A 24,419-nucleotide genomic window follows, 5' to 3' on the forward strand; every position below is an offset into this window, starting at 1 on the left:
CTCCTGTCGGTTGGTTCGCCACTTAGGCGGCATGTTCCTGGTCTTCGCCCAGGTAGGCGTCGATCACTTGCCTGTTTTCAGAGACCGCTTGTGGGGTGCCTTCTGCGATGACTTTCCCCATGTTCAAAACTGTGATGCGCTCGCTCAAAGCCATGATGAACTTCAAGTCATGATCGATCACGAGTATCGAGCATTCGCTTTTGTCGCGGACCCAGCCAAGCGCCGCGCCCAAGGCCTCGGTTTCCTGCTCATTCATGCCAGCTGCCGGTTCATCCAACATCAAAACGCGAGGGCGCAGGGCCAGGGCGCGCACGATTTCCAACCGCCTGAGTTGACCATAGGCCAGTGAATTGGCCGGATCGTTCAGCTTGTCGGCAAGGTCAAACCGCACAATCGCCTCTTGTAGCAGGTCATCACCGCCTCTTGCGCTGGCAGTACCGGTATAACCTGCGACGTCGATATTTTGCTGCGCCGTCAGGCTGGAGAAAACACGCAGATTCTGAAACGTGCGAGCAATCCCTTTTAGGGCGCGCTGCTGCGAGGACAAATCATCCAGCGGTACTCCGTCCAAAGTCATCGCCCCAGCCGAATGGGTCAATAGCCCCGAGATCAAGTTCACCAAGGTACTTTTGCCGGCGCCGTTCGGTCCGATCAGGCCGCGCACCTCGCCGGGTGCAACCGACATGTCAACATCCTGCACGGCTTTGACACCACCGAAGGTCTTGGTGATCCCGCGCAGCTCAAGCATTTGTCAACTCGCTCACAAGCTCGGTCGTGGTTACTTGTCGGCAGTATCCTTTGATCGTCCTAAGCGAATGATCGTGCCGTTCCTGAGTATAAGTCAGGCAAGCATCCGAAACCTGTGTCACCAGATACCCGAGATCACAGGCATCGCGGATGGCGCTTTCGACACATTGGTCCGTGATCAGGCCGGACAGTATGATCTGCTTAACGCCAAGATTGCGCAGAATGTAGTCGATGTGGGTTGAGACAAAGACCGAAGACGACGACTTTGGTAAGACAATCTCATCGCCCTTCGGGGCAATCCGATCAATGACCTTCCCGTCCCAAGATCCCTTGGGCACGTTGAAGCCCGTGATCTTGTAGTCCAGCGACCGATCCCGCCCATCCAATGTGAGGCTTTCGATGGTGGTATACATGACCTCAACCCCGGCGGTGCGACAGGCAGATTGAATCGCCTGCATGTTGGGAATGACACGGGCATCAAGCTCGTCGAAGAACCAACCATATTTCTGTGCGAACTCTTCGGGCGACAGACCATCGAACTCGGCGCCCTCGCGATGTGCGGCGAAATTCTGCACGTCAATAAACAAAAGCGCAGCTTGATCGGGCTGTACGGGAACATCACGGGTCAAAGTCATGACAATGTCTCCATGAATTCACTTATGGCTTTTGCCAGGCAACCCGCCCAGAGCTGTGCACCCGACACATGATCAATCTGGTCATTGCGTATCTCGATTAGGCAATGCGGCAATCCGCGGGCCTCGGCATAGTGGGGAATGAACCAATCGGTTTCATCCTCAATCTGGTAGGGTTCGTTGATCGCTAGCTCCAGGCTCGGTTGTTGCCTGGAAATTGAACGCATAAGCGTTTGGGCAGTGTCCTGGGCCTGTCGCGTCAAGAAACCCGCATGCCATGGCCGATCAATCCCGTTCATGCGTGGCGTGAAAGAATGGATGGAAAAACAAGCTTTTACGCCCAGTTCCAGATACTGCTCGATCGCGCCATTCATAGGGGCAAAGATCTCGTCAATGCGTCTTTGCTTGTCAGCAGATGTCAGGCCCTGATTGCCGGGAACAACCACACCGTCGCTGATTTCAGGCATGGAGTCCGTCCCACCCGGGGGACGGTTCGCGTCGATGACAAGACGACTGTATCGCTGGAGTATCAACGGAGCGTTGAGGCGCTCGCTGACGCCAAGCGCCACGTCTTCCGCGCCGATGTCCCACGCCCGATGGCTGATGAGCACATCCTCATTCACTTGCAGATCGCCCAATGACCGCGGAATTTTACGACCTGCGTGCTCACATAACAAAAGCACCGGCACCTCGCTTTCCCGATTGAGGATTTCAACGGGGACGGGGTCGGTATCGCACAGCAGAGCGTGGTCGGCAGCAGCTTCCATTGCTGCAGCCTAGAGAAATTTTATTTTCAGTGTCAACTTATTTGCATTGACTGTAATTCTATTTCCATCACATTTATCCCATGTCTGTTCGCAATCTCATCGAAAAAAACTCGCAAAGCATGACCCCGTCCGAGCGAAAGCTCACCGCTGTTCTCCTGTCGGACTATCCATTTGCGGGGCTTGCGTCGATTCAGGAACTTGCAGAACGGGCAGAGGTTTCACCGCCCTCTATTTCCCGCTTTGTGACAAAGATCGGATTGTCGGGTTACGCCGAAATGCAGCGCAGCCTGATCGCAGAAATGAAAGACGGCGACAGATCGCCGGTCGAGATACACGCAACGGGCAAGCAGATCGAAGGCGGCTATCTGTCAGGCTTCCTGTCACGGGCAGTCGGACAGATGCAGTCAGCAGGTGCCGCGATTACGGAAGGCCAATTCAATCGGATTTGCGCGCTGTTCGCTGACCCAAAACGCAATATCTACGCCTTGGGCGGGCGCATCAGTGATACAATCGCGCAGCATTTGTCCTTTCACCTGCGCCAGGCGCGAGCGGGGGTGTTTCACATTCCAAGAGATCCGGAACGCTGGCCGGAATATCTGTTGCGAATGAAACCCGGAGATGTGCTTTTTCTGGTTGATTTCCGAAGGTATCAACCGAACCTGAGGCGGCTTGCTAAACAAGCGGCAGATCGAAAAGCTCAGGTTGTTCTCATGACAGACAAGTGGATGTCGCCTGCAAACAAATATGCCACCGAAGTTCTGGCGGTGCCGATTGAGATCAGCACAATCTGGGACAGCTACGCTGCAGCATTGGCGGTTACAGAAGCCATGGCGACTCATGTCGCGGAAGAGGATTGGGAGGCAACCCGCCAGCGCATTGAGGCTTGGGATGCTGTACGACAGACAGAACAGGAGTCTTCGTCATGACGCCATTGATATTTGTGGGGACAAGTGACCTAGCGGGAAAAACACGCGGCAAAGCGTTCCCCCTCGACCAGTTGGAAAAGCGATTGCAGCGTGGGATCGGCTGGACGCCCACCAATGTACAGATCAATTGTTTTGATGTCATCGCCGAAAGCCCGTTTGGGGCTTTAGGCGACTTGCTGCTAATCCCTGACGCCGCCACTCAGGTTCAGGCAGAATTCGTCGATAAACCCGAGCATTTTATCTTGGGTGACATAGTCACACTGGAAGGTGAGCCATGGGATTTTTGCACGCGTTCCCTGCTTAAATCTGCGCTTGCGCGGTTGCAAGATGTCGCCGGTGTCACCCTGCTTTCAGCCTTTGAGCACGAATTCCAGCTCAAAGGCAATCTGGACATGGCCGGTGAGGCCTATGGTCGATCCGGCTTTGAGATGCAAAGGACGCTTTGTGAGTTGCTGATGCATCAACTTGAAGCCGCAGGATTTGCACCAGACAGCATCATGAAGGAATACGGCCCCAACCAGTACGAGGTTGTTGTGGGGCCCGAGATTGGTGTGCGGTCTGCTGATGCCGCAGTGATTTTGCGCGAACTCACCCGGTCCTGCGCACGCGCGCTTGGCCAAGAGGCAACGTTTACCCCCATTCGCGACCCGGAAAGCGTTGGCAATGGTGTTCACATACACATGAGTTTTCTCGATCAGGCAGGAGATCCCGCCACGTATGATGCGACCGGGCCAAGCGGAATGTCAGGGTTAACCCGCGCCTTTGCAGCAGGTGTGTTGAAGTACATGGACAGTATTCTGGCACTCACTGCACCATCGGCGATTTCCTATCTGCGCCTGACCCCGCATCGATGGTCCGCGGCGTACAATAACCTCGGGTTCCGGGACCGCGAAGCGTCGCTTCGCGTTTGCCCTGTCACCACCAAAGACCCGGCCAGCTTCGCCCGACAGTTCAATATCGAATACCGTGCGGCCGATGCCGCCGCCTGTCCCCATCTGGCTTTGGCTGCCATCGTCCACGCTGGAGTGCAGGGCATCGAAGAGGGGTTGGAAGCTCCTGAACCAACAGAGGAAGACCTGTCGCTTTTGACCCCGACTGAATTGTCGGACCAAGGGTATGTTCGCTTGCCACAGTCGCTTGAAAAGGCTCTCGATCTATTTAGCGCCAATCGTACAGTCATCGGCTGGTTCCCAGAACCGTTTGCCAGAGTCTATACAGCACATAAAATGTCCGAGATTGACCATCTTTCAGAGATGGACAACATCCAACGATGCGCAGCGTATGAAAAAACATACTGATAAACGCGAACAGTCTCTGGGCCAAATGGGCCTCAATCGCTGGTAACAGTTAGATCCTGGGGACAGCGCTATTTCTGGAGCCGCTGTAACCATTTTTTCAGCACCAGCGCCAAGCATTGGCGCTAGCGCAGCGAATTGGTGCTTTGTCCCGCGACCCGGCCATCACTCGCGGTAGAGATGCTGCGCGGACGATCAACGTCCGCTTCGGAGATTGTGGCCATTCGATACGACCGATGCATGAATGTTGTCTTTGGGCCGTCCCGGTTGAGCAGGCGGTGCTGTGAAACGTGACGTTGTAAAAAGCGCTAATTGAATTGAACTGACAACGGTCATTGTGAAGACCGCACCCAGTGTTTTGGGAAAGCTTCAAAGCAGAAATGAGCTTCGGCTCAAAGCACTTCCGAAGAGTGGTCTGTTCCTAGGCGCAATATTTAAAAAACGGTTTTTCAAGCCCGACAATTGGCCGACCCTAGGACCAGGTCAAAGGGTGACTGATACTAAATGTAGTATGATCTCTCTTAACCACTATTTTGCTAATGATTTTCAATATGTTGTTAAATTTATTGCCTTGGGTTCCACCATATCAAATCGCGAGATGAGCCTCGCGCCTAAGGCGCCGACGGAAAAGACTAAGTCGAAGCTTGAATCCCTTGTTTCCGGCGGTTTCCCACACGACTTGGGCGGGGTCTGCACCTGCTCGTCGCGTCTTCAAAACGCAAACCATTGCGAAGCGTGAAGAAAATGCCAAGCACGGTTCGGTGTCATCAACCTGCAGCTTGCCAGAATCCTCGGGATAGCAAGGTCAAAGGTGCTCTATTCGCTTATCAGTCAACTACAAAAGTTTGCCGACATCGCGCTCATTTGTTTGGTGTCCCTAAACCGCCAGATCCGTGGGCAACAGAACCGGCCCGATTTCGTCCAATCCGACAGTGACTTGCGACCCGATTTCAAGAGGCGCGTCAACGTTTTCGCTGATCGCGAATATCTGCCCGAATGCCGCTTCCAAGGTATATTCCATCCGGCTTCCCACATAGGTCGCCTTGGCAATCGTCATTTTCATCCCATTGGTCGCGCCGATCTTCAGGCGCGTCGGGCGTACCGCCAACAGGGCCGTGCCGACGTCCAATCCGCGCGCTGGCAGAATATGTTCAAAATCTCCGACCTGGATGGTCGCCGTGCGATCGTGGACCGTGGTGATTTCACAGGGGATGATATTGGCCTCTCCGATGAAATCGGCGACAAAGCGGTCGGCAGGGGCATCATAAAGCTGACGCGGCGTGCCGATTTGTGCAATACCCGCATTTCGCATGACGACGATATTGTCGGAGACCGCCAGCGCCTCTTCCTGATCATGGGTGACATAGACGACAGTAAGGCCGAGGTTTTGCTGAATTTCGCGTATTTCTTCACGAACCTGGCGGCGCAGCTTTGCGTCGAGATTTGACAGCGGCTCATCAAAAAGCAGTACCTGTGGCTCCAGTACAAGCGCGCGCGCAACAGCGACACGTTGCTGCTGACCGCCCGACAATTCTGAGGGCAGCCGGTCTCCGAACCCGCGCAGACCTACCAGTTCCAAACCCTGTGCGGCGCGATCCTTGGTCTCGGCCTTGTCAAAGCCGGAAAACCCCAACCCGTACGAGACATTCTCCATCACCGTCATATGCGGAAAAAGCGCGTAGGACTGAAACACCATCGACACGTCGCGATCGGTCGCCGGCAGCAGCGTGACGTCGCGATCACCGATATGGATCGAGCCTTTGCTGGCCATTTCGAGCCCGGCGATCATGCGTAACGTCGTGGTCTTGCCGCATCCTGACGGGCCTAGCAGCGTCACCAGTTTCCCTGCTTCGATCTCAAGATTGATGTCGTCCACCGCCACCACATCCTTGCCATAGATTTTGGTGACGTTCCGAAAACTGACCGGCGCGGCTTTGGAATTGAGGCTCATATCCGGGCGTCCTTATACGTTGCTGCGTGACTGGGTCATGCGGCGGCCGATCTCGGTGCGCCCTACGATGACCTGCATCAGCGCCACAACGCTGAGCATCACGAAAATCAGGGTGGTGGAATAGGCGATGGCAAGACCATAGTCGTTATTCTCGACCCTCCCGATGATATAGCTGGTGGCCATGTCATATTCCGCCGAGACCAGAAAGATCACCGCCGAGATTGCCGTCATCGCCCGCACGAAGCTATAGACCAGCGCGGCCAGAATTGCGGGCCTGAGCAAGGGCAGGATGACCCGGCGGAAGGTCTGCCACGAGTTTGCGCCGAGCGTCAGTGACGACTCGTCTAGCGATTTGTCCAATTGCGACATCGAGGCAATCCCTGCCCGGACACCGACCGGCATGTTGCGGAAGATAAAGCTGACGACAAGGATGATACCGGTGCCGGTAATCTCGATGGGCGGAACATTGAAGGCGAGGATATAGCTGACGCCGATCACGGTGCCGGGGATGGCAAAGCTGAGCATGGTCCCGAACTCGAACGCGTTCTTGCCCGCAAAGGATTGCCGTGTCAGCAGATAAGCGGTGATCAGGCCGACAATGGCGGTCAGAGGTGCAGCGATCGCGGCGATCTTGAGCGTGGTCCAGAAACTGTCCCAAGCCGCCCCCGACCAGCGGATGCCGCCATCTTCGAGGCGGAAGGAAAAAGCGGTGACGTAGTGCTTGAAGGTCAGCGTGTTGTTGACACCCCACAGCTCGACCACCGAGCCGTAGAAGATCATGACATAGACGATTGCGGTAAACCCGGCCCAGACCATCGCAAGCGTCAAAACCGGCACCGACAACGCACGCGGCATATGCGGGTGAACGCCGCTGTCGCCCTTGCCCGACACGGTGGTGTAGCTTTTCTTGCCCAGCCAGAACCGCTGCGCATAAAACGCGCCAAGCGTGAAGCACAGCAGCACCATCGCCAGCACCGCCGCCTTGCCCTGATCATATTGCGCACCGACGATGGCAAAGAAAATCTCGGTCGAAAGCACGTCGAAATTGCCGCCCAGAACCAGCGGGTTGCCGAAATCGGCCATGCTTTCGATGAAGCCCAGCAAGAAGGCGTTGGCAAGACCGGGCCGCATCAGTGGCAGTGAGACTGTCTTGAACACCTGCCATTTGCTGGCTCGCAGGGTCTGCGCCGCCTCTTCCATCGACGGCGAGACCCCCTCGACCACGCCGATCAGTACCAGAAATGCGATCGGCGTAAAGGCAAGCGTCTGTGCAATGAGAACCCCTGGCAGACCATAAAGCCAGCGGGTCGGCTGAACGCCAAAGACATCCGCAATGAACACGGTGACCGAGCCCGAGAGGCCAAACAGCAGGATCAGCGCGAGGCCAATTACAAAAGGCGGGGTGATGATGGGAAGGACCGTCAAGGCGCGCAATGCGCGTTTATAGCGAAAGCCCGAGCGCGTGACGACCAGCGCGAAAATTAGTCCCAGAACAGTGGTAATGAAGCCCACCAGAACCGCAAGGAACAGCGAATTCAACGCTGCCCCGCAACGCCCGCCCGACAGGCATCCCAACCCCCAGAGACGGTCGTCAAAGAATTTCGACAAGAACACACCCGCCGAATAGCCTCCGTCATCCGTTATGAACGCGGCGGTAAGCATCTTGGCAATCGGGAAGAATACAAAGGCGGTCACGATGACGATCACGCCGCCGATGGCGCTGACGACAAAAACGTCCCCGTTGATGGCCCCGCGCGCCGCGATGCCTTGGGTGAACAGAAACAGGAAGGCCGAGGCGCAGATCAGCGCGCCATAGCCCATTCCAAACTGACGATCACCCAGATCCCCGAACAGCGCCGCAGCCCATTCGAAGTTCCAGCCGCGGATGCCGATTGCAAAGCCCTGCAGGATCATCCACCCGAAACCGAACGCCCCCGCGATGATCAGCACCTTGGCATAGATCGGGTCGATCTTGCGTTTCCTGAGCACCGCCAGCGGCGCAATCAGGGCCAGCACCATGGGCGCGAGCCAGAGCTTTTCACCCTGCGTAATCAGAAACCCGGCCGGTGCATAATCAGGGTCGAACGGATAGCCGTCAATCAGCCATTCGAACGAAAAAAACTCCTCCACCCCGTACCAGGGGAGGAGGAAAAACCCGACCCATCCGGCAATGATCCAGAAGAGCAGAACCGGATGGGTCGTTTTCTCGGAAGTCAGTTCGCGCATGTTTATTGCGGTAGGGTCGACACCTCGTCATCCCATTTTTTCAGCAGGCGCTTGCGCTCGTCGGACGAGCCATATTTTTTGAAGTCGTAATCGATCAGCTTGATCTGCGACATGTCCGGGGCCGAAGACGAGGTTTCCGCGCCCTGATTTGACGGCACCTGGAACGCGTTCACCTGCAAGGCAAGGTTCTGTGCCTCGGGGCTGAGCGCCCAGTCATAGAACTTCTTGGCCTCGTCCATGTTGCGTGCACCGTCGATGATCGACATCGAACCGATCTCGTACCCGGTGCCCTCGCATGGTGCGACAACCTTCACGGGGAAACCTGATACGGCCTGCTTGACCGCATCATGCATGAAGACGATGCCGACCGTGTTTTCCCCGCGACCTGCCGCCTTGATCGGAGCCGAGCCGGACTTGGTGTATTGGTTGATGTTCTTGTGCAGGCCTTTCATGAAATCAAAGCCTTCGTCTTCCCCAAACAGCTGCATCATTGTGGCCAGCGTCGTGTAGGCGGTACCCGACGAGTTCGGGTTCGCCATCTGCACATGACCTTTATATTCAGGCTTTAACAGGTCCTTCCAACAGGCCGGTTCCGGCAGGTTGTTGGCCGCCAGCAGGTCCGAGTTAAAGCCATATCCAAGCGCGCCGGAATAAATCCCGATTGTCTTGTTGCCGGCACTTTCTGCCTGCGCGATGGCCCAGGGATGCAGCTGATCCCGCATCGGCGACAAGTATTCCGCTGTCAGCCCTTCTTCGGCGGCCTGCAGATGCGGGTCGCCGGTGCCGCCCCACCAGACATCGCCTTTGGGGTTGGCGCTTTCGGCCTTGATCTGGGCAAAGGTTTCGCCCGAGGACTTCCGCGTCATCGCCACGTCGATCCCGGTGGCGTCCTGAAAGCTGTTCGCCATAAGCTGGCACCAGTCTTCCTGCGCCGAGCAATAGAATGTCAGCTTTTCGGCCTGCGCGGCACCCGCCGCAGCAACGAAGGCAAGCGCGGACGCACCCGCCAGTGTCTTCAACGAAGTCATTTGAACCCTCCCAGAGCAATCTGCTTTGTAACAGATTTGTAACAGTATTATACCGCGAGCCTATGAGGGGATTCCGGCTCTGGCAAACAAAATCGGGTCGGTCCGGGTCAACAGCTCAATTCGGTCAGCAGATGCGCGACCTGTTCGGTTTCGGCCGCGCCTGTGGCTTGCTCAACACGCAGCCGGCCTTGTTGGCCGCATCGGATCACGCGGTCATCCGGGCTGATCATCTCCGGGCGATCCGTATACGAGACCAGTCCGCTGCCCAGAACCGTGTAAAGCCCGTCGGGTTGCGGGCGCGAGTAATAACCCTGAACCTGAATTAGGCCGACGGTTTCGTCGAACAGACCGGTTTCCAGCCGAAGCGCTTCGATCCCGTCCGGGGTCGGCTGGCCATAGACCCGCACCAGATCACCCGGTTGCAGATGCTGCGGGTCTATTCCGCTGACAAGGCTGCCGCCGATCACCGTGTTGCCGGTCGGGTCGGGGCCCAGATAGGTGCCACTCAGCCGGGCCCGGTGGGCGGTGCCGGCTAGGCGCTCGATCCGCGACGCCCGCACCCTTTGTTCCTGCCACAACCCACTGACCGCGACCCAGTCCCCGACGCGCAGATCCGTCGATTGACCGCCAAGATCAACTCGGGTGCCCAAAACGGCGATTTCCCCGTCGCCGAGCGCTGTCACCTTGCCCACAACAGGCAACACCTTGCGGATATGTCGGGCATGCCAGCCGTCATCTTGACGCTCGGTGATGATCGCGACGGTGTGGCCCGGGCGGAGATCTGCGGCGGTCATGGCCGGAACAGACCCGACCACCTGCATTCCATCCGAGACCTCGATGCGCAAATTATTCACGAAGACGCTGCCAAGTTGGGTGATGGTGCCGACAATGCCGGTCCCGATGATCCCGCCCTCCCGCTCTTCACCGTCTTGCGCGCCAGCAGGTGCGCAAAGCCAGATCGCCAGGGTCACCGCAATCGCGCGGGAGAACGTGGTCATTTTGTGTCGCCCTCTTCCGGGTCTTCGTCCGCCTCGCCAGGCGGTGACGGCAAGACATAGGCGCCAATAACGAAGCGGCCTCGGGGATCGCCATCCTGGTCGCGGTCCTGCAATGTTCGGGCCAGCGCATTGATATCTTGTAACAGCGCCTGCGCTCGTTCCTCCGAGGTTTGCCGCAGCTGCGCGACCGATTCAAGCGACAGGTGCGAATAGCGCACGGCGCGGTCAAAATTCCGCGCATCTCCGGGCTCGGCAAGCAGGTTTTGGGTCGCCGCCATCAGATGAGCCGACAGCGTCGCCTGATATGCGGCAACTTGTTCGGCACCCCCGCCTGAAGGCAGGAACGCATGGGTCAAAAGGTGCAACCGGCCTTTTGGGGTAATTTCGACGATACTTTGATCGAGCAACATGTTCAGGACGGTTCCCGGCGCCATGTCGATACGGGCCAGTCGGACCAGATCGTCAAACCCCGGACCGTCCTGATCGCCCTTTCGGTGCAGATCTCGCGGCGCGCCTGACATGTTCTGGTAATCCGGTGACGTTGCCCAATGGCTGATCACCAGCGCCGCAGCGCTGCTACTGCGTTTTTCAGGTGTGCCACCCTCTTGATCGCGCAACCGTTTGACATCCTTGCGGTGCAAACCGGTCAGCAAACTGGCACGGCTGTCGCTGAGCGGCTGGTCTGAACTGTCCTCGGCGGCAGAGAGCAAGGCCTTCTTCAATGCCTCCGTTGCCGTGCCGAGCGTCACTCCATGCGCGACCATCGCCTGCGCCAAAGGCTCAAGCAATGCGGCCAATGCTGTTTCAAGAGGTGGTTTGGGCTGGGTCGACATGGGATACTGGTTAACCTTAGCTGCACATAACATTGATCGGCGTTGAGGAATTCAACGCTTTTGTGACCGGTTTGTGACCGGTTGTGAACTAAAATGGGAAATTTTCCCATTATTACGATGGCGTGACTCCCACTCCGAAAGGAATACGCCATGCAATACTCTGCTGTCACGCCTTTGAAAGATCTCCGCCCCCTGTCCCCTTCCGATCCCGCCCAAGACGATCAGGCGGAGGCCCTATCCTGCCTCACCGCGTTGGACCGAAAACGGTTCCGCGCCTTTGGCTGGGGGCCGCAAAAGGCGCCGCGCCATCCGACCATCGCCGCCGCGATCCGGATTCAGATGCGCCGCTACCCCGATGTGGTCGCGGTTGATTGCGGGGGCCACAAGCTCAGCTATGCGGCGTTGGACGCAGCATCCAACCGGTTGGCGAGCGTTCTGCGCGCTCATGGTGTGAGACGTGGCGATTCGGTATGCCTGTTTCTGCACCGTTCGATTGAAATGGTGGTCGGCATCGTTGCCGCGATGAAGCTGGGCGCAGCTTATGTGCCGCAACATGTTGGCGTGGCGCCGACCGAAACACTGCGCCATGTGGCGGATATGACCGGTGCGAAGGTTTTGCTCAGCCTCAGTGAACTGGCCGATCAGCTCCCGATTGCAGTTGATCAGACCCTGATTAGCATCGACACGGTGATATTCGATCCGATGCTTGATGCCGGTGATCCGGGCGGCGTCGAACATCACGCCCGACCCGATGATCTGGCAATGATCCTGTTCACGTCGGGCACAACCGGCAAGCCCAACGGCGTTCAGGTTACCCATGCCAACCTGGCCAATATCCTGCTGACCGCGCCTGGTGATCTAGGCATGCGACCCGGTCTAAGCGTCGGGCAGATCCTGTCCATCGCCTTTGACATGGCCGCGTGGGAAACATTGGGCGCGCTGTCCAATGGCGCTACGCTGGTCATTCGCGGTACCTCCATTCAGGAAACTGCGGAACAGGTCGATGTGCTGATCGCCACGCCCTCGATCCTGAACGCGCTCGACCACACCCGCTGCCAGCAGGTCAAAGTGGCCGCTGTGGCCGGAGAGCCCTGTCCGCGCCCGCTGGCTGATCGCTGGGCCTCTTTCTGTACCTTCTACAATTCCTGCGGCCCGACCGAGACCACGATCATCAACACCGCCGAGCCGCATCATCCCGACAAGCCGGTCCTGTCGATCGGCCGCCCGACCCCTAACAACACGGTCTATATACTGGACGAGAACCTGCGCCCGCTGCCGATCGGCCACAAAGGCGAGATGTGGGCCGGTGGCGATTGCGTGACTGCAGGCTACCTGGCCAATCCCGACCTGACGGCCGAGCGCTATCGCCCCGATCCGTTCCGCCCCGGCCACATGATGTTCCGCACTCGCGATCTGGGCCGCTGGACCACGACAGGTGAGCTGGAGCATTTCGGGCGCGTCGACGATTTGGTCAAGGTGCGCGGATTCCGGGTCGAATTGGACAGTGTGTCTGGCGCGCTCGAAGCGTCGCCATGCTGCCAACAGGCAGTGACGTTGCAATTTGATCCGCGCAATCTGGTCAGCTTCATTTCGCCCGCCACGGCCTGCCCGAAACGGGCGGCGCAATCGGTTGCCGACCGCCTGCCTTATTACTGCACTCCAACCATGGTGTTGCCGATGGATGTTCTGCCCCGTACGCCGCGCGGAAAGCTGGACAAGATGCTGCTACTGACGCTGGCGCGGACCGAGATCGTCGAAACCGGGACGGAGCTGAACTGATGACGACGCACACGACAAATCTGGAATCTCGCGCCCTGAACTGGCGGCGGTTCACCCGGCATCCCGCAATGATGGAGTATCGTCGGCTGGCGATACTGGTCGCGGTGGTGAATCTGGGGGTATTTGCGATGGGGCTGCGCGAGGGTCGATGGGTCGCCGATGGTGTGTACGCGCTCAGCCCTATCGCGGACATGGCACTGATCAACCTGAGCCTCGGTATCCTGATCCGGCAGCAGCGCGTGGTGAACGCCCTGTTCTGGCTGGCGACCCGCGTGCCGACCTCTTGGCCGCTGTGGATACGATGGGGCGCGGGCAAGGTCTTCCATTTCGGCGGCCTGCATTCTGGAGGCACCGTTGCTGGCACCATCTGGTTCGGGTTTCTGCTCTATGCCATGGTGTGGAACCGTTTGAGCGGTGCCGTTTTGCCGTCGGACCTGTCGCTCGGGTTGAGCGGGGCCATGGTGGCATTGATGACCCTGATGGTGATCTCTGCCCTTGGCCCGATCCGGGCCCGGTTTCACAATGCATTCGAGAAAATCCACCGCTTCGTCGGTTGGACTGTGCTGGGTCTGTTCTGGGCGCAGACCGTGTCGATCACGCGGGATATGGGCGGCCATCTGTTGCACAGCCCGGCCTTTTGGATGCTGTGCCTGATCACCCTGTCGATCCTGTCACCCTGGCTGAACCTGAAGCGGGTCGATGTGGACATCGTCAAACCCTCGAACCACGCGGTGATCGCGCGGTTCGACTATGGCGATACGCCGTTTCCCGGCAGCTCGAACGCGATCAGCCAAACGCCGTTTGGCGAATACCATTCATTTGCCAATATCCCGGCGCCCGGGGAACCGGGCTATCGGTTGGCCATCAGCCGGGCAGGCGACTGGACCGGGCGGTTCATTGACACGCCGCCGGACAAGGTCTGGGTCAAGGGCATCACCACGTCGGGCGTGGCGCGGATCGAGGTGCTGTTTACAAAGGTCGTCTACGTCGGGACCGGGTCCGGCATCGGGCCGATCCTGCCGCATCTGCTGGCCGGAGAGGTTCCGAACCGGCTGATCTGGTCCACCCGCAACCCGCGCAAGACCTATGGCGAAGCGCTGATGGATGAGATCGAGGCCCATACTGACGCCCCGATAATCTGGGACACCGACACTCAAGGCAAACCGAACCTGTCGGCACTGGCCTTGCAGGCGGTACGCGACATCGGCGCCGAGGCGGTCATCGTGATCTCAAACCAGAAACTGACGCGCAAGGTGGTTCACGACATGGAAAGCCTGGGCATCCCCGCCTATGGCGCGATCTGGGACAGCTGAGCATGTATGACACCATCCTGACCGAAACCGAGGGGCGGGTCGCCACGATCCGCTTCAGCCGACCCGCCCAGCTCAACGCGCTCAATACGCAGGTGATGGAGGAGGTGCTGGCCGCCGCAACCGCGTTCGATGCTGATCCCGACATCGGCTGCCTGATCCTGGCCGGCAATGATCGGGCATTCGCTGCCGGGGCCGATATCGGCGAGTTGGCAGTGCAGACCTATCCCAGCATGCAGGCCAGTGACTTCTTTGCGGGCTGGGACAGGTTCGCCGCACTCCGCCTGCCCAAGCTGGCCGCAGTCAGCGGCTATGCACTGGGCGGCGGCTGTGAGGTGGCCTTGATGTGCGACATCATTCTGGCGTCAGAAACCGCTAGGTTCGGCCAGCCCGAGATTAAGATCGGCTGCATACCGGGCATCGGCGGCACCCAGCGCCTGACCCGGCTAATCGGGCGTGCCCGCGCGATGGACCTGATCCTGACCGGGCGCATGATCGACGCGCAGGAGGCGCTGCAAATGGGTCTGGTCAGCCGTGTCGTAGCCTCGGTTGCGTTGTCGGAGACCGCGATGGAAACTGCGCAGGCGATCGCGGACTACGCTCCGGACATCACCCAAATGGCCCGCGCCTGCGTGAACATGGCCGACCAAAGCACGCTGGAAACCGGGCTGCGCTATGAACGGCAAATGTATCACGCGCTTTACGGATTACCCGCGCAGAAAGAGGGCATGGCGGCGTTTCTAGAAAAACGGTCACCACGATTTCATCAAGACTGAGTGCAACGGCGATGGGTTAAGAAATCGAGCTTTCCCTTTTGCGCGCAACAACTCGTGGGCGCGGCGTATGCGCGTATTGTCGTCGGCGCGGTGAAACATTTACTGTCGCAAGAAACCACGATACCCGAACCGTTTGCGTAATCCAGCGGGCGAGGACCTGCCGGCAGGGATCAACAGCGCACTTTCGGCACAAGCGATGTTCCCGTTGCTGTCGGAAATCGAGATGGCCGGACAATCAGGCAAAAACGCGGTCGCCGACGCGGTGTTTGACAATCAACCGCGCGTTGTCTGTGGCATCCTGGCGAAGCGTTTGGTTGAAACGCCGGTTTATGCAGATCGGTTCGTTTCACATTTTGACGCCATCAAGACATCTGACGACATCCGCTTCAGGCATGGCGGAGAACCGTTCGCGGTATTTCAGACAGGGGCATTTTGGTCAAACGGCAGCCCCTTCGATGCGTGCCTCACCAGAGCGCCGCTGCCGAAAAGGACAGAGGCCGGGATGCAGCTATTCTGTGGCAAGGCCGGGTGTGTTTATTGTCACAGCGGGGCCTTGCTGTCCGATCACGTGTTTCACACCATCGGCGTACCCGGTTCGACTTGCCAGGTACATGGGCGAATTCGTCAGAACCGCTCCGTGAAAATGTCACAAAAGCCATCGAAATCGGAACCGTCGAAGTGTCAGAGGTCGAGTTCGATCAATTGATGAGTTCCTTCACGCGATGACTGATCCAGTCGCGGTCGATCAACAATTCTTAATTCGAGACCAGGTGCTATCAGGACTGCCGCCCCGACCGTCAGCATTACCAGTTCATGACTGCCGCCAGGATGAAGAAACTAGGGCGCATCGGCCAGAAGACCAACCACAGGAAACCATCTTCCTGCTGAAGGGTACTATGTCAGGATGATTTTTGAATACTGGATCGGAATTTTGCGGCTATCAATAAGTGGGGCGGATGAATGCCGTCGGACAATCACGCCGCGTTCAGACCGTTTCAGGTATTTCGCAAAGCGCCAGGTTGCATTGGTGTTTTGCCTGTTGTGCCCCGAACGATGCATTTCAGCTCGCAACAGACACTGAAATTTGTCGGTTCGTCTGACGTTATGTAATCTGTGAACCTTTCACCCGCGAGCTTTCCGATGGTTTCCGCCGGAATCCGGATCGTGGTCAGGCCGGGTTCGACATCCACCGAACCCTTGAAATCTCCGATGCCGATTATGGAAAGATCATCGGGAACTCTCAGCCGGAGTTTCTGGGTCGCAAAAAGCGCGCCCTGCGCGATGACGTCATTGCCACAGAGCAACGCGGTAGGATGGGGGCGCTGGTCCAGCAGGTCCAGTGTCGCTTGTTTTGCCTGCGACACGCTGTAAGGCGCCTCGGTCTTGCGGTGATCGGGCACTGTGATGTTACGGCTGCCGAGGGCTTCAAGAACGGCGGACAGGCGATGGCTCGCGCGGTCATTACCTATTGTGTCGGGAAAGATCAGACCGATGTCGCGGTGACCCAGAGCCAGCAGATGCTCTGCCGCCATGCGCCCGGCCTGGTGGTTGTCCGCGCCAACACAAGGAAGCTCTGACGTTTCGGCGTAATTCCAGATCTCCAAAGCGGGAATGCCCTGCTGTTCGATCAATCGGATCGTGGCCTCGGAATGCTCCAACCCGACCAGCGCCACCCCATCGACGCGGTGTTCCAGCAACTTGCGGACCATGGCGTATTCGCGGTCCAGGTTGTAGCCGTGAGAGGCCAGCAGCAGGCTAAACCCGGCCTTGTCGATGGAGTCCGAGAACGCCTGTATGACTTCGGCAAAGATGGCGTGGTTGATGGTGGGGACAACCAGTCCGATTGTGCCTGAGCGTTTGCCATGCATGGTCTGGGCTGCGCGGTTGCGGATATAGCCGAGTTTCTGCACCGCACGATTTATCTTCTTGCGAGTCGCCGGATTCACCAGATCGGGGTGGTTGAAGGTGCGCGACACCGTGGATGCAGACACTTTTGCGGCCTTTGCAACCGCCACGATATCCACCTTACCTTTTTGAAAGTTCGCCATAATATCCTCGCCCGTGACTGATTTTATGAAAACATTTGCAATACTATTTTCATCGCCTAACCTAGATTGTCAACAAAAGGTAAAGCAGGACTTTGAGGGTGGGAGGCCCCGGATGGAATTCATTTATTACTTCGGAGACGTGTTCTCGCCGCTATCGTTTATGCTGCTGCTTGGCGGCACGGTTGGTGGCTTGATCCTGGGCGCGACGCCGGGTTTGTCGCCCACGATGGCTGTGGCCCTGCTGATCCCGTTCACATTCCAGCTTGAGGCGGTTCAGGGGCTGATCCTGTTGGGGGCGGCCTATACCTCGACTGTTGCGGGGGGCGCTGTGAGTGCCATTCTGCTCAAGATCCCCGGCGCACCGGCCAATATTGCCACCACGCTGGACGGGCACACCATGGCCAAGCAAGGGCAGGGCGCACGCGCGCTGCAACTATCGTTCCTGGCCTCGGCAGTCGGAGGCATCTTTGGCGTTCTGCTGCTGATCTTTCTGACCCCGGTTCTGGCAAAATGGGCGCTAGCCTTTGGCCCTTCGCACCTGTTCTGGCTGGCCATACTGGGCGTCACGGTGATCGGAACGCTGGATTCGTCATCCGTGGTCAAGGGACTTTTGTCGGGGTGTATCGGGCTCTGGCTGGCCACGATCGGCTTTGACGACATTATGGGAGCGCAGCGGTTCATCTTTCACCCCGCACTCGGGGGCGGGATCAACATTATCGCGGCGCTGATCGGTCTTTTCGCCATTCCACAGGTGCTGACCATGTTCGCCAAGGGCCGCCGCAATGTCGGAGCCGAAGTGATCGAAGTGCAGCGCCATTCGATCCTTGCCGCCATTCGCGAGCTGTTCAGTCGCACTCGGGCACTGAGTATCGGTACCCTGATCGGCTCGATCATTGGCCTGATCCCCGGCGTCGGAGGTCAGATCGCCGGTTTGGTCGCCTATGACCAGACCAAGAAATTCTCGCCCGAAAAGGACAAGTTCGGTACTGGTCATTCCGAAGGTGTCATTGCCGCGGAAGCCGCTAATAACGCCATGGTCGGCCCCTCGCTTGTACCGCTGCTGACGCTGTCGATCCCCGGCAGTCCTACCGCCGCTGTGCTGTTGGGCGGTTTACTGATCCACGGGATCTTCCCGGGCTCGGATCTGTTCGACAATCATCCGGACGTGGCCTGGACATTCATCAACTCGATGCTGATCGGGCAGGTGCTAATGTGCATCTTTGGACTTTATGTTGCCGGCCTTGCAGCGCGCGTCGCGCAGGTACCGCAATCGGTAATGGCCGCCATCGTTCTGTCACTGTCTGTGTTTGGTGCCTATTCGGTGCAAAGCTCGATGGGGGATGTCTATGTCATGGCCTGTCTCGGCATCGGCATGTTCTTTCTTGAGCGCTTTGGCTTCTCTGCCGCACCGCTGGTGCTGGGCTTGATCTTGGGACCGATCGCCGAGGCGAACTTTATCCAGGGCTCGATGATCGCCGACGCGACTGACGGTAGAAGCGCCTATTTCTTGACCGGCGGATTGAACCTGTTCCTGATCGCAGTGGTGCTGGCTTCGGTCGCCTACTCGGTCTGGATGGAGCTTCGCCACCACCGCTACACCACCAAAGAGGAGGCGCAGGCATGAACCGCTCTCAGCATATATTCGGGTCTGGCATTGTGTTTGCCGTCGGGCTTTGGGTGACCTGGGTCAGCTATACCCAGCAACCGGCCGAGGCCTTTCTGTTCCCGCGTCTTATCGCGTCGGTCTTTGTGTTGCTGGCGGGGTGGACGTTCGGCAAGGCGGTGCTGGGCCTGTCCAAGGTGGGCACGGGGGTATCGCGGACGATGTTCGTGAACCTGCTGCCGGGGTTGGTCGTCATGCTGATCTATGTCTTCTGGGCGGCCAAGACGCTGGGGTTCTACACGGCAACCGCTATCGCCTTTTTCATCCTGCTGTCGCTCTATGACCCGGCCCCGCATGTCGAGGCCAAAAGCTGGATCAAGCGCGCGATTATCACGGGCGTATTCGTGGCGGTGATGTACGGGCTCTTTGCCATGCTGCTGAACGTCTACACACCAAAGGAAATTCTGTTCTGACCGTGCGCGATACGGCTGAACTCAATCAGGGAGGAAACGCAAAATGAAACGATTGATTGCAGGGGCGGCACTGGCGCTCATGGGGCTGACAGGGGCCGCGGGTGCCGACGAGTACCCCGAACGCCCGATCATGATGATGGTCAGCTACGGCGCAGGAGGTGCCACGGATTTTCAGGCGCGGATCGTGACAATGACTTCAGGAAATGAGGATGCGCTGGGCATGCCCATCGCCATCATCAACAAACCCGGTGCGGGTGGACGCGTGGGCTGGAACTGGTTCGCCACGCAGGCCGACGCTGACGGCTATACGCTGGGCGCCTATAATGTGCCGCATTTCATTGCCCAGTCGATCAAGGGCGGGGTCCAGTATTCGACCGACAGCTTTGAGCCCATCGCCAATTGGGGCGCCGATCCGGCGGTCTTTGTGGTAGGGGCTGACAGTCCGTTCAACTCGATGGAAGATGTGGTCGCCTTTGCCAAGGAAAACCCCGGCAAACTGACCGTTTCCGGTGCGGGTCTGTTCGTCGGTCACCACATCGCGGCCTTGCAAATCGACAAGGCTTCCGGGACGAAGATGGCCTACATCCCCACCAAGGGCGGCGGTGCTGCCGCCATGAAGGCGGTGATCGCCGGTGAGGTGATGGGTGGTATCAACAACCTGTCCGACGCTTTCCGCGCGCAAGAGGCTGGCAATGTCAAAATCCTTGGGGTCGCCGATCTGGAGCGTAGTGCCTTTCTGCCGGATGTGCCCACGATGAAGGAACAGGGGCTGGACGTGGACAATTCTTCGGTCAATTTCCGGGGTGTCATGGTGCCCAAGGGCACACCGCCCGAGGTGATCGAGAAACTGGCCGCAACTGTGCCCGAGATGTTCGCCAATTCCCGCGTATCCAAGAAGATGGAGGCGGGCGGTTCGCCCATGCACATCATGACACGCGACGAAGTGATTGAGATGTGGGCGCAGCGTCAGCAGACGCTGATCGAGTTGCTCGCCGGTCTCTGATCCGGAACCCCCCATCGGGGCGGAGTTGGTCCGCCCCGGACAACCAATCGAGGACAAAGATGAACGCTCAGGACGGGATTGCCCCCGAAATCGCTGAAGTGGATCGTATCGTGGCGCGGGCGCGCAAGGCGCAGGCGGCATTTGAGGTCAACGGCAGCCAGGCGCTTTATGACAAGGCGGCGTTGGCAGCAGGTTGGGCCATCATGGAACCGGCCCGCAACCGGTCGCTGGCGGAACTGGCGGTGAAAACCACCGGTTTGGGCAACGTGCCCGACAAGATTACCAAGAACCATCGCAAGACGCTGGGCCTGCTGCGCGACATTGCCGAGGTACAGACTTATGGCACCATCAGTGACAATCCAGCCACCGGCATCACCGAGATTGCCCGGCCTATCGGTGTGATTGGTGCGGTCGTCCCATCGACTAACCCCGCTGCGACGCCGGCAAACAACATCATCAACGCGCTCAAGGGCGGCAATTCCATCGTTGTGGCCCCGTCACCCAAGGGCGTGGCCTCCTGTGAAATGCTGCTGAGCTATATCCATGCCGAGTTCGAGAAGCTGGGGCTGGATCGCGATCTGGTGCTGATGATCCCAGCGCCCGGTTCGAAAGCCAAGACACAAAGGCTAATGGAGACTGCCGATCGGGTGATTTGCACCGGCAGCCAGAACAACGTGCATCGCGCGCAATCCTGCGGCACACCCGCCGTAGCGGTCGGCGCGGGCAATGTCACCACGATCGTGGATGAAAGCGCCGATCTGGCGGCAGCCGCAGCCAAGATCACCGCATCGAAATGCTTCGATAATGCAACCTCGTGTTCGTCCGAAAACGCGGTGGTCGTGGTGGATGCGGTCTATGACGCCTTTGTCACCGCGATGGCTGCCGAAGGCGGTGCACTGGTGCCTGCCTCTGAGGCAGACGGCATCATCGCCCGGCTCTGGCCGGACGGGCATCTCAATCGTTCGGTCATCGCACAGGATGCCGACAAGATGCTCGAGGCGCTGGGCATGGCCGCGAAAGTGTCCGAGGGCACCAAATTCCTCGCGGTTGAAACCGACGGGATCGGCCCGGATCATCCTTTGTCCGGGGAAAAGCTCAGCCGGGTACTAGCGCTGTATCGGGCGAAGGATTTCCCCGAGGCCAAGGCCACGGCGATCCGCATCCTGGCCCATCAGGGGGCCGGGCATTCGGTCGGCATCCACACCGGCGATGATACCCGCGCCACTGAGCTGGGCCGCGATCTGCCGACCTGCCGGGTCATCGTCAACCAGGCGCATACCTTTGCCACCGGGGGCAGTTTCAACAATGGAATGCCGTTTTCCCTGTCGATGGGATGTGGCAGTTGGGGCGGCAATTCCATCGACACCAACCTGCACTGGCGGCATTTCGTCCAGACCACCAAAATCGTGCGCGAGATACCTCCGCGCGAACCCGATCTGGACGAGATCTTTGGCCAATATTGGGCGGAGGCGGGCCAATGATGAAACCACCCAAGGGAACCGTCCGTGACTGGCTGGACCTGCGCGCGGATCAAGGGGGCGCTGGTTTTGTCTTCCCTGACGCCACGCCGGATTTGAGCTGGGTCGAGCTGCGAGACGCGGCCCGCCGCACCGCTTGCATGTTGACCGGGCTGGGTGTGGCAAAAGGTGAAAGCATTGCCATCCTCTACCCCAATTGCCGCGAAGCGCTCGAAGTAGTTTTCGGCGTTCTTTATGGCGGGTTCCGGGCCACCATGATCAACCTGGTCGCGGGCGACAGTGCCGTCGCTTATGCGCTGGACCATAGCGACGCGCGTTATGGCTTTGTGCATCCCGATCAGACCGATCTGTTCGACCGCAATGCCAATCGCGAGGCGATCAACCCGTTGCAGGTTGCACAGGCAGAGGGTGCCGCGGGCGATCTGCACGACCTCTCGCCCAAAGATCATGCGCTATTGATGTACACCTCCGGCACCACTGGTCGTCCGAAGGGCGTGGTGCATACCCATTCCAGCCTGCTGGCCGGAGGCTGGACAACGGCGGTAGCGCATGAGTTGACCGCCGATGATCGCGGGTTCTGCGTCTTGCCGATCTATCACATCAACGGTCTGTGCGTGACAGTGATGGGAACGCTGGTCTCGGGCGGTTCGCTGGCCATGTGCGAGCGGTTCTCGGCCAGCCGGTTCTGGGACAATCTGGGGCAGACACAGGCAACGTGGTTCTCGGTTGTTCCCACCATCATTTCCCACCTTCTGCATTCCGATCTCAACCCCGAGGATGAGACGTGTAAGCGCGTCCGGTTCGGCCGTTCAGCCTCGTCCGCATTGGCACCGGACGTGCAGCGCGCGTTCGAGAAACGGTTTTCGGTTCCGATCATCGAAACCATGGGGCTGACCGAAACCGCCGCACAGATTCTGTCGAACCCCTTGCCGCCGGGTGTGCGCAAGATCGGCTCGCCGGGTATTGCATATGGGAACGAAGCGGCGATCTTTGACGCCGAACTGCAGCCCGCTCCGAACGAGACCGAAGGGGAATTGGTCATTCGTGGCCCGAACGTCATGCTGGAATACCTCAAGGACCCCGATGCGACCGCTGGGACATTCACACCGGGCGGATGGCTGCGCACCGGCGATCTGGGGCGCATGGATGCGGATGGCTATGTCTATGTCACAGGGAGGCTGAAAGAGTTGATCATCAAGGGCGGCGAAAACATCGCCCCGCGCGAGATAGACGAGGCGCTTTATTCGCACCCCGACGTAGTCGAGGCCGCCGCCTTTGCACGACCCTGCAAGAGTTACGGGGAAACGGTTGCCGCAGCCGTAAGGCTTCGCGATGGATCGGACCTGACGGCGCAGGCTCTTATGGAAATTTGCCAGAGCCGGTTGGGTAAGTTCAAATCGCCTGACGAGATTCACCTGCTGGGCGATCTTCCGAAGGGTCCGTCGGGAAAAATCCAGAGAAACAGGATTCTCGCAATCGTAGATGAGCGTGCCGACGCCTCTACCTCGTAGCAACGGTGCTTTGGCGCCGGTGTTGCTTTCTTATCCGGCATCCATGCCAAGCGAATTCAACTGCGCCAGCAGCGCACTGCCCGGATCGTCCACGTCGTTCCAACTGTCGGCGGTCAGGTTGAACATGGTGAGGTCTTCGGCCTGCAGGTCGGGCAATGTCGCAGATTGCCGCCCTTGCCAAGAACCTCGATCACAGGTCATCGCCCATTTTGGTGACTTGCAGGTCTTTCAACCCCAGTGATCGAAAGTCCAAACGGTCCTGGGCAGGATCGAAGTGCCGTATTCATCTGTCGAAACATCACCATTCTGCAGCAGCGAAAGTGTGCCCTAGACCCCGTGCAAATGCGCCGCGGCCATGATGCCCGAAAGCGTCAGTGTGACCGTGACCGGTTGTCCCGCAGCCACACTGCTGCGCGTGATGCCTAAATAGTCGGCAAGGCTTTCACCCTGATAACCCAAGCCCGTTTCGATGACCTGCAGATTATACCCGAACGCTTCCTGGATCGCGCGTTCCTGCGCGGTGCCGGTCATGAAATCCTCCAGTGAGTGGGCCCCGTTCTTGCCGGTCCAGGTGCCGTTCCAGCTATTGGTTGCCGCGCCATTGCCGTAGAGCAGGTCATCCTGATAATACATAAGGTCGATCAACAGCGCTTCGCCGAATTGATACCCGACAAAACCCAGGCTGTTCATCGACCGGTAGGACATCGCCTGCCATTCGTCCTCCGACGGATCGGCCCACCGGCTGTAGGTGGGAAAGAAATCTGTCACGGACCCACGGGCCCATTGATCGAGTTGCCAGTCCGCGATCTCGCCAGCCTCATAACGATCTCGCTCCCTTTTTTGTGGCTCATGTGCAAGTGATAAGGGGCAGGGCGCAACATATTGTTAAAATTAAATATTAACGCCGTGCGCGGCAGTAATTCGCCGCGGGGTGCGTTTTTGAAAGGCGTGATTCGGCCTGTCAATAGAGCGGAAACAATCCCGTTGATCTCACGTCGATTGGACGAAATCTCAGCTGCAGTGTTGCATTGTCTG

22 protein-coding genes are annotated in these 24,419 nt (G+C 58.5%); 11 read left to right on the top strand and 11 right to left on the bottom strand.

What is annotated here, in order from left to right:
• Positions 1–22: 22 nt before the first annotated feature.
• The 3 genes from AB1E33_RS26960 to AB1E33_RS26970 are packed head-to-tail and all read right to left on the bottom strand — an operon-like array spanning position 23 to position 2,146.
• Complete coding sequence (locus tag AB1E33_RS26960; RefSeq protein ID WP_372580313.1) at positions 23–748, bottom strand: ABC transporter ATP-binding protein; 726 nt, start codon at positions 746–748, stop codon at positions 23–25.
• Positions 741–1,382: a cysteine hydrolase family protein gene (locus tag AB1E33_RS26965; RefSeq protein WP_372580314.1), complete on the bottom strand. Its 642-nt coding sequence runs from the start codon at positions 1,380–1,382 to the stop codon at positions 741–743. Before AB1E33_RS26965 ends, AB1E33_RS26960 begins: the two co-directional genes overlap by 8 nt.
• Positions 1,379–2,146, bottom strand: coding sequence for an N-formylglutamate amidohydrolase (locus tag AB1E33_RS26970; RefSeq protein ID WP_372580315.1), 768 nt, complete (start codon positions 2,144–2,146; stop codon positions 1,379–1,381). The genes AB1E33_RS26965 and AB1E33_RS26970 overlap by 4 nt, the downstream gene beginning before the upstream one ends.
• A gap of 80 nt (positions 2,147–2,226) precedes the next feature.
• Between AB1E33_RS26970 and AB1E33_RS26975 the strand changes: the two genes are divergently transcribed.
• Both AB1E33_RS26975 and AB1E33_RS26980 read left to right on the top strand, forming a co-directional pair.
• Entirely contained in the window at positions 2,227–3,072 is an 846-nt protein-coding gene (locus AB1E33_RS26975; RefSeq protein WP_372580316.1) for a MurR/RpiR family transcriptional regulator, read from the top strand.
• The gene (locus AB1E33_RS26980; protein ID WP_372580317.1) at positions 3,069–4,370 is read left to right on the top strand and encodes a glutamine synthetase family protein; all 1,302 of its coding nucleotides are present in this window, start codon (positions 3,069–3,071) and stop codon (positions 4,368–4,370) included. Before AB1E33_RS26975 ends, AB1E33_RS26980 begins: the two co-directional genes overlap by 4 nt.
• Before the next feature lie 874 nt (positions 4,371–5,244).
• Here AB1E33_RS26980 and AB1E33_RS26985 read toward each other — a convergent pair.
• The 5 genes from AB1E33_RS26985 to AB1E33_RS27005 form a co-directional block, all read right to left on the bottom strand.
• A complete protein-coding gene (locus AB1E33_RS26985; protein ID WP_372580318.1) occupies positions 5,245–6,318 on the bottom strand; it encodes an ABC transporter ATP-binding protein in 1,074 nt (357 codons plus the stop codon).
• A 12-nt stretch (positions 6,319–6,330) separates the two neighbouring features.
• The gene (locus AB1E33_RS26990; protein ID WP_372580319.1) at positions 6,331–8,544 is read right to left on the bottom strand and encodes an ABC transporter permease; all 2,214 of its coding nucleotides are present in this window, start codon (positions 8,542–8,544) and stop codon (positions 6,331–6,333) included.
• A 2-nt stretch (positions 8,545–8,546) separates the two neighbouring features.
• Complete coding sequence (locus AB1E33_RS26995) at positions 8,547–9,572, bottom strand: ABC transporter substrate-binding protein (RefSeq protein WP_372580320.1); 1,026 nt, start codon at positions 9,570–9,572, stop codon at positions 8,547–8,549.
• A 107-nt stretch (positions 9,573–9,679) separates the two neighbouring features.
• Positions 9,680–10,570, bottom strand: coding sequence for a DUF5666 domain-containing protein (locus AB1E33_RS27000; protein WP_372580321.1), 891 nt, complete (start codon positions 10,568–10,570; stop codon positions 9,680–9,682).
• Positions 10,567–11,403: a DUF6502 family protein gene (locus AB1E33_RS27005; protein ID WP_372580322.1), complete on the bottom strand. Its 837-nt coding sequence runs from the start codon at positions 11,401–11,403 to the stop codon at positions 10,567–10,569. Before AB1E33_RS27005 ends, AB1E33_RS27000 begins: the two co-directional genes overlap by 4 nt.
• 150 nt (positions 11,404–11,553) lie before the next feature.
• Between AB1E33_RS27005 and AB1E33_RS27010 the strand changes: the two genes are divergently transcribed.
• The 4 genes from AB1E33_RS27010 to AB1E33_RS27025 all read left to right on the top strand — a co-directional run bounded on the left by AB1E33_RS27010 (position 11,554) and on the right by AB1E33_RS27025 (position 15,974).
• Positions 11,554–13,182: an amino acid adenylation domain-containing protein gene (locus tag AB1E33_RS27010; RefSeq protein ID WP_372580323.1), complete on the top strand. Its 1,629-nt coding sequence runs from the start codon at positions 11,554–11,556 to the stop codon at positions 13,180–13,182.
• Positions 13,182–14,495: an FNR domain-containing protein gene (locus tag AB1E33_RS27015; protein ID WP_372580324.1), complete on the top strand. Its 1,314-nt coding sequence runs from the start codon at positions 13,182–13,184 to the stop codon at positions 14,493–14,495. The genes AB1E33_RS27010 and AB1E33_RS27015 overlap by 1 nt, the downstream gene beginning before the upstream one ends.
• Positions 14,496–14,497: 2 nt before the next feature.
• Positions 14,498–15,268, top strand: a complete 771-nt coding sequence (locus AB1E33_RS27020; RefSeq protein WP_372580325.1) for an enoyl-CoA hydratase-related protein — start codon at positions 14,498–14,500, stop codon at positions 15,266–15,268.
• A 205-nt stretch (positions 15,269–15,473) separates the two neighbouring features.
• Positions 15,474–15,974 carry a hypothetical protein gene (locus AB1E33_RS27025; RefSeq protein WP_372580326.1) on the top strand — a complete coding sequence of 167 codons (501 nt, stop codon included), beginning with the start codon at positions 15,474–15,476 and terminating at the stop codon, positions 15,972–15,974.
• A gap of 289 nt (positions 15,975–16,263) precedes the next feature.
• Here AB1E33_RS27025 and AB1E33_RS27030 read toward each other — a convergent pair whose 3' ends face one another.
• On the bottom strand, positions 16,264–17,316 hold the full coding sequence (locus AB1E33_RS27030) for a LacI family DNA-binding transcriptional regulator (protein ID WP_372580327.1): 1,053 nt from the start codon (positions 17,314–17,316) through the stop codon (positions 16,264–16,266).
• A gap of 112 nt (positions 17,317–17,428) precedes the next feature.
• Here AB1E33_RS27030 and AB1E33_RS27035 point away from each other — a divergent pair, with 112 nt between their 5' ends.
• From AB1E33_RS27035 to AB1E33_RS27055, 5 genes are read left to right on the top strand one after another with little or no spacing between them, the layout of a single operon-like run.
• The gene (locus AB1E33_RS27035) at positions 17,429–18,940 is read left to right on the top strand and encodes a tripartite tricarboxylate transporter permease (protein WP_372580328.1); all 1,512 of its coding nucleotides are present in this window, start codon (positions 17,429–17,431) and stop codon (positions 18,938–18,940) included.
• Complete coding sequence (locus tag AB1E33_RS27040; protein WP_372580329.1) at positions 18,937–19,392, top strand: tripartite tricarboxylate transporter TctB family protein; 456 nt, start codon at positions 18,937–18,939, stop codon at positions 19,390–19,392. The genes AB1E33_RS27035 and AB1E33_RS27040 overlap by 4 nt, the downstream gene beginning before the upstream one ends.
• 43 nt (positions 19,393–19,435) lie before the next feature.
• Positions 19,436–20,395 (top strand): Bug family tripartite tricarboxylate transporter substrate binding protein, encoded by a 960-nt coding sequence (locus AB1E33_RS27045; RefSeq protein WP_372580330.1) that lies wholly within the window; start codon positions 19,436–19,438, stop codon positions 20,393–20,395.
• A 59-nt stretch (positions 20,396–20,454) separates the two neighbouring features.
• The gene (gene sauS, locus AB1E33_RS27050; RefSeq protein ID WP_372580331.1) at positions 20,455–21,876 is read left to right on the top strand and encodes an acylating sulfoacetaldehyde dehydrogenase; all 1,422 of its coding nucleotides are present in this window, start codon (positions 20,455–20,457) and stop codon (positions 21,874–21,876) included.
• On the top strand, positions 21,873–23,384 hold the full coding sequence (locus tag AB1E33_RS27055; protein ID WP_372580332.1) for an AMP-binding protein: 1,512 nt from the start codon (positions 21,873–21,875) through the stop codon (positions 23,382–23,384). Before sauS ends, AB1E33_RS27055 begins: the two co-directional genes overlap by 4 nt.
• A gap of 30 nt (positions 23,385–23,414) precedes the next feature.
• Here AB1E33_RS27055 and AB1E33_RS27060 read toward each other — a convergent pair whose 3' ends face one another.
• On the bottom strand, positions 23,415–23,540 hold the full coding sequence (locus tag AB1E33_RS27060) for a hypothetical protein (protein ID WP_372580333.1): 126 nt from the start codon (positions 23,538–23,540) through the stop codon (positions 23,415–23,417).
• Between the two features lie 171 nt (positions 23,541–23,711).
• Positions 23,712–24,152 carry a hypothetical protein gene (locus AB1E33_RS27065; RefSeq protein ID WP_372580334.1) on the bottom strand — a complete coding sequence of 147 codons (441 nt, stop codon included), beginning with the start codon at positions 24,150–24,152 and terminating at the stop codon, positions 23,712–23,714.
• Positions 24,153–24,419: the final 267 nt, after the last annotated feature.

This window comes from Ruegeria hyattellae, assembly GCF_041537925.1.
In the GTDB taxonomy this organism is placed as follows: domain Bacteria; phylum Pseudomonadota; class Alphaproteobacteria; order Rhodobacterales; family Rhodobacteraceae; genus Ruegeria_C.

What these genes read in the sequence shown, in the direction of transcription:
- AB1E33_RS26960 (WP_372580313.1), bottom strand. Translation starts at nt 748, where the DNA reads ATGCTTGAGCTGCGCGGGATCACCAAGACCTTCGGTGGTGTCAAAGCC.
- AB1E33_RS26965 (WP_372580314.1), bottom strand. Translation starts at nt 1,382, where the DNA reads ATGACTTTGACCCGTGATGTTCCCGTACAGCCCGATCAAGCTGCGCTT.
- AB1E33_RS26970 (WP_372580315.1), bottom strand. Translation starts at nt 2,146, where the DNA reads ATGGAAGCTGCTGCCGACCACGCTCTGCTGTGCGATACCGACCCCGTC.
- AB1E33_RS26975 (WP_372580316.1), top strand. Translation starts at nt 2,227, where the DNA reads ATGTCTGTTCGCAATCTCATCGAAAAAAACTCGCAAAGCATGACCCCG.
- AB1E33_RS26980 (WP_372580317.1), top strand. Translation starts at nt 3,069, where the DNA reads ATGACGCCATTGATATTTGTGGGGACAAGTGACCTAGCGGGAAAAACA.
- AB1E33_RS26985 (WP_372580318.1), bottom strand. Translation starts at nt 6,318, where the DNA reads ATGAGCCTCAATTCCAAAGCCGCGCCGGTCAGTTTTCGGAACGTCACC.
- AB1E33_RS26990 (WP_372580319.1), bottom strand. Translation starts at nt 8,544, where the DNA reads ATGCGCGAACTGACTTCCGAGAAAACGACCCATCCGGTTCTGCTCTTC.
- AB1E33_RS26995 (WP_372580320.1), bottom strand. Translation starts at nt 9,572, where the DNA reads ATGACTTCGTTGAAGACACTGGCGGGTGCGTCCGCGCTTGCCTTCGTT.
- AB1E33_RS27000 (WP_372580321.1), bottom strand. Translation starts at nt 10,570, where the DNA reads ATGACCACGTTCTCCCGCGCGATTGCGGTGACCCTGGCGATCTGGCTT.
- AB1E33_RS27005 (WP_372580322.1), bottom strand. Translation starts at nt 11,403, where the DNA reads ATGTCGACCCAGCCCAAACCACCTCTTGAAACAGCATTGGCCGCATTG.
- AB1E33_RS27010 (WP_372580323.1), top strand. Translation starts at nt 11,554, where the DNA reads ATGCAATACTCTGCTGTCACGCCTTTGAAAGATCTCCGCCCCCTGTCC.
- AB1E33_RS27015 (WP_372580324.1), top strand. Translation starts at nt 13,182, where the DNA reads ATGACGACGCACACGACAAATCTGGAATCTCGCGCCCTGAACTGGCGG.
- AB1E33_RS27020 (WP_372580325.1), top strand. Translation starts at nt 14,498, where the DNA reads ATGTATGACACCATCCTGACCGAAACCGAGGGGCGGGTCGCCACGATC.
- AB1E33_RS27030 (WP_372580327.1), bottom strand. Translation starts at nt 17,316, where the DNA reads ATGGCGAACTTTCAAAAAGGTAAGGTGGATATCGTGGCGGTTGCAAAG.
- AB1E33_RS27035 (WP_372580328.1), top strand. Translation starts at nt 17,429, where the DNA reads ATGGAATTCATTTATTACTTCGGAGACGTGTTCTCGCCGCTATCGTTT.
- AB1E33_RS27040 (WP_372580329.1), top strand. Translation starts at nt 18,937, where the DNA reads ATGAACCGCTCTCAGCATATATTCGGGTCTGGCATTGTGTTTGCCGTC.
- AB1E33_RS27045 (WP_372580330.1), top strand. Translation starts at nt 19,436, where the DNA reads ATGAAACGATTGATTGCAGGGGCGGCACTGGCGCTCATGGGGCTGACA.
- sauS (WP_372580331.1), top strand. Translation starts at nt 20,455, where the DNA reads ATGAACGCTCAGGACGGGATTGCCCCCGAAATCGCTGAAGTGGATCGT.
- AB1E33_RS27055 (WP_372580332.1), top strand. Translation starts at nt 21,873, where the DNA reads ATGATGAAACCACCCAAGGGAACCGTCCGTGACTGGCTGGACCTGCGC.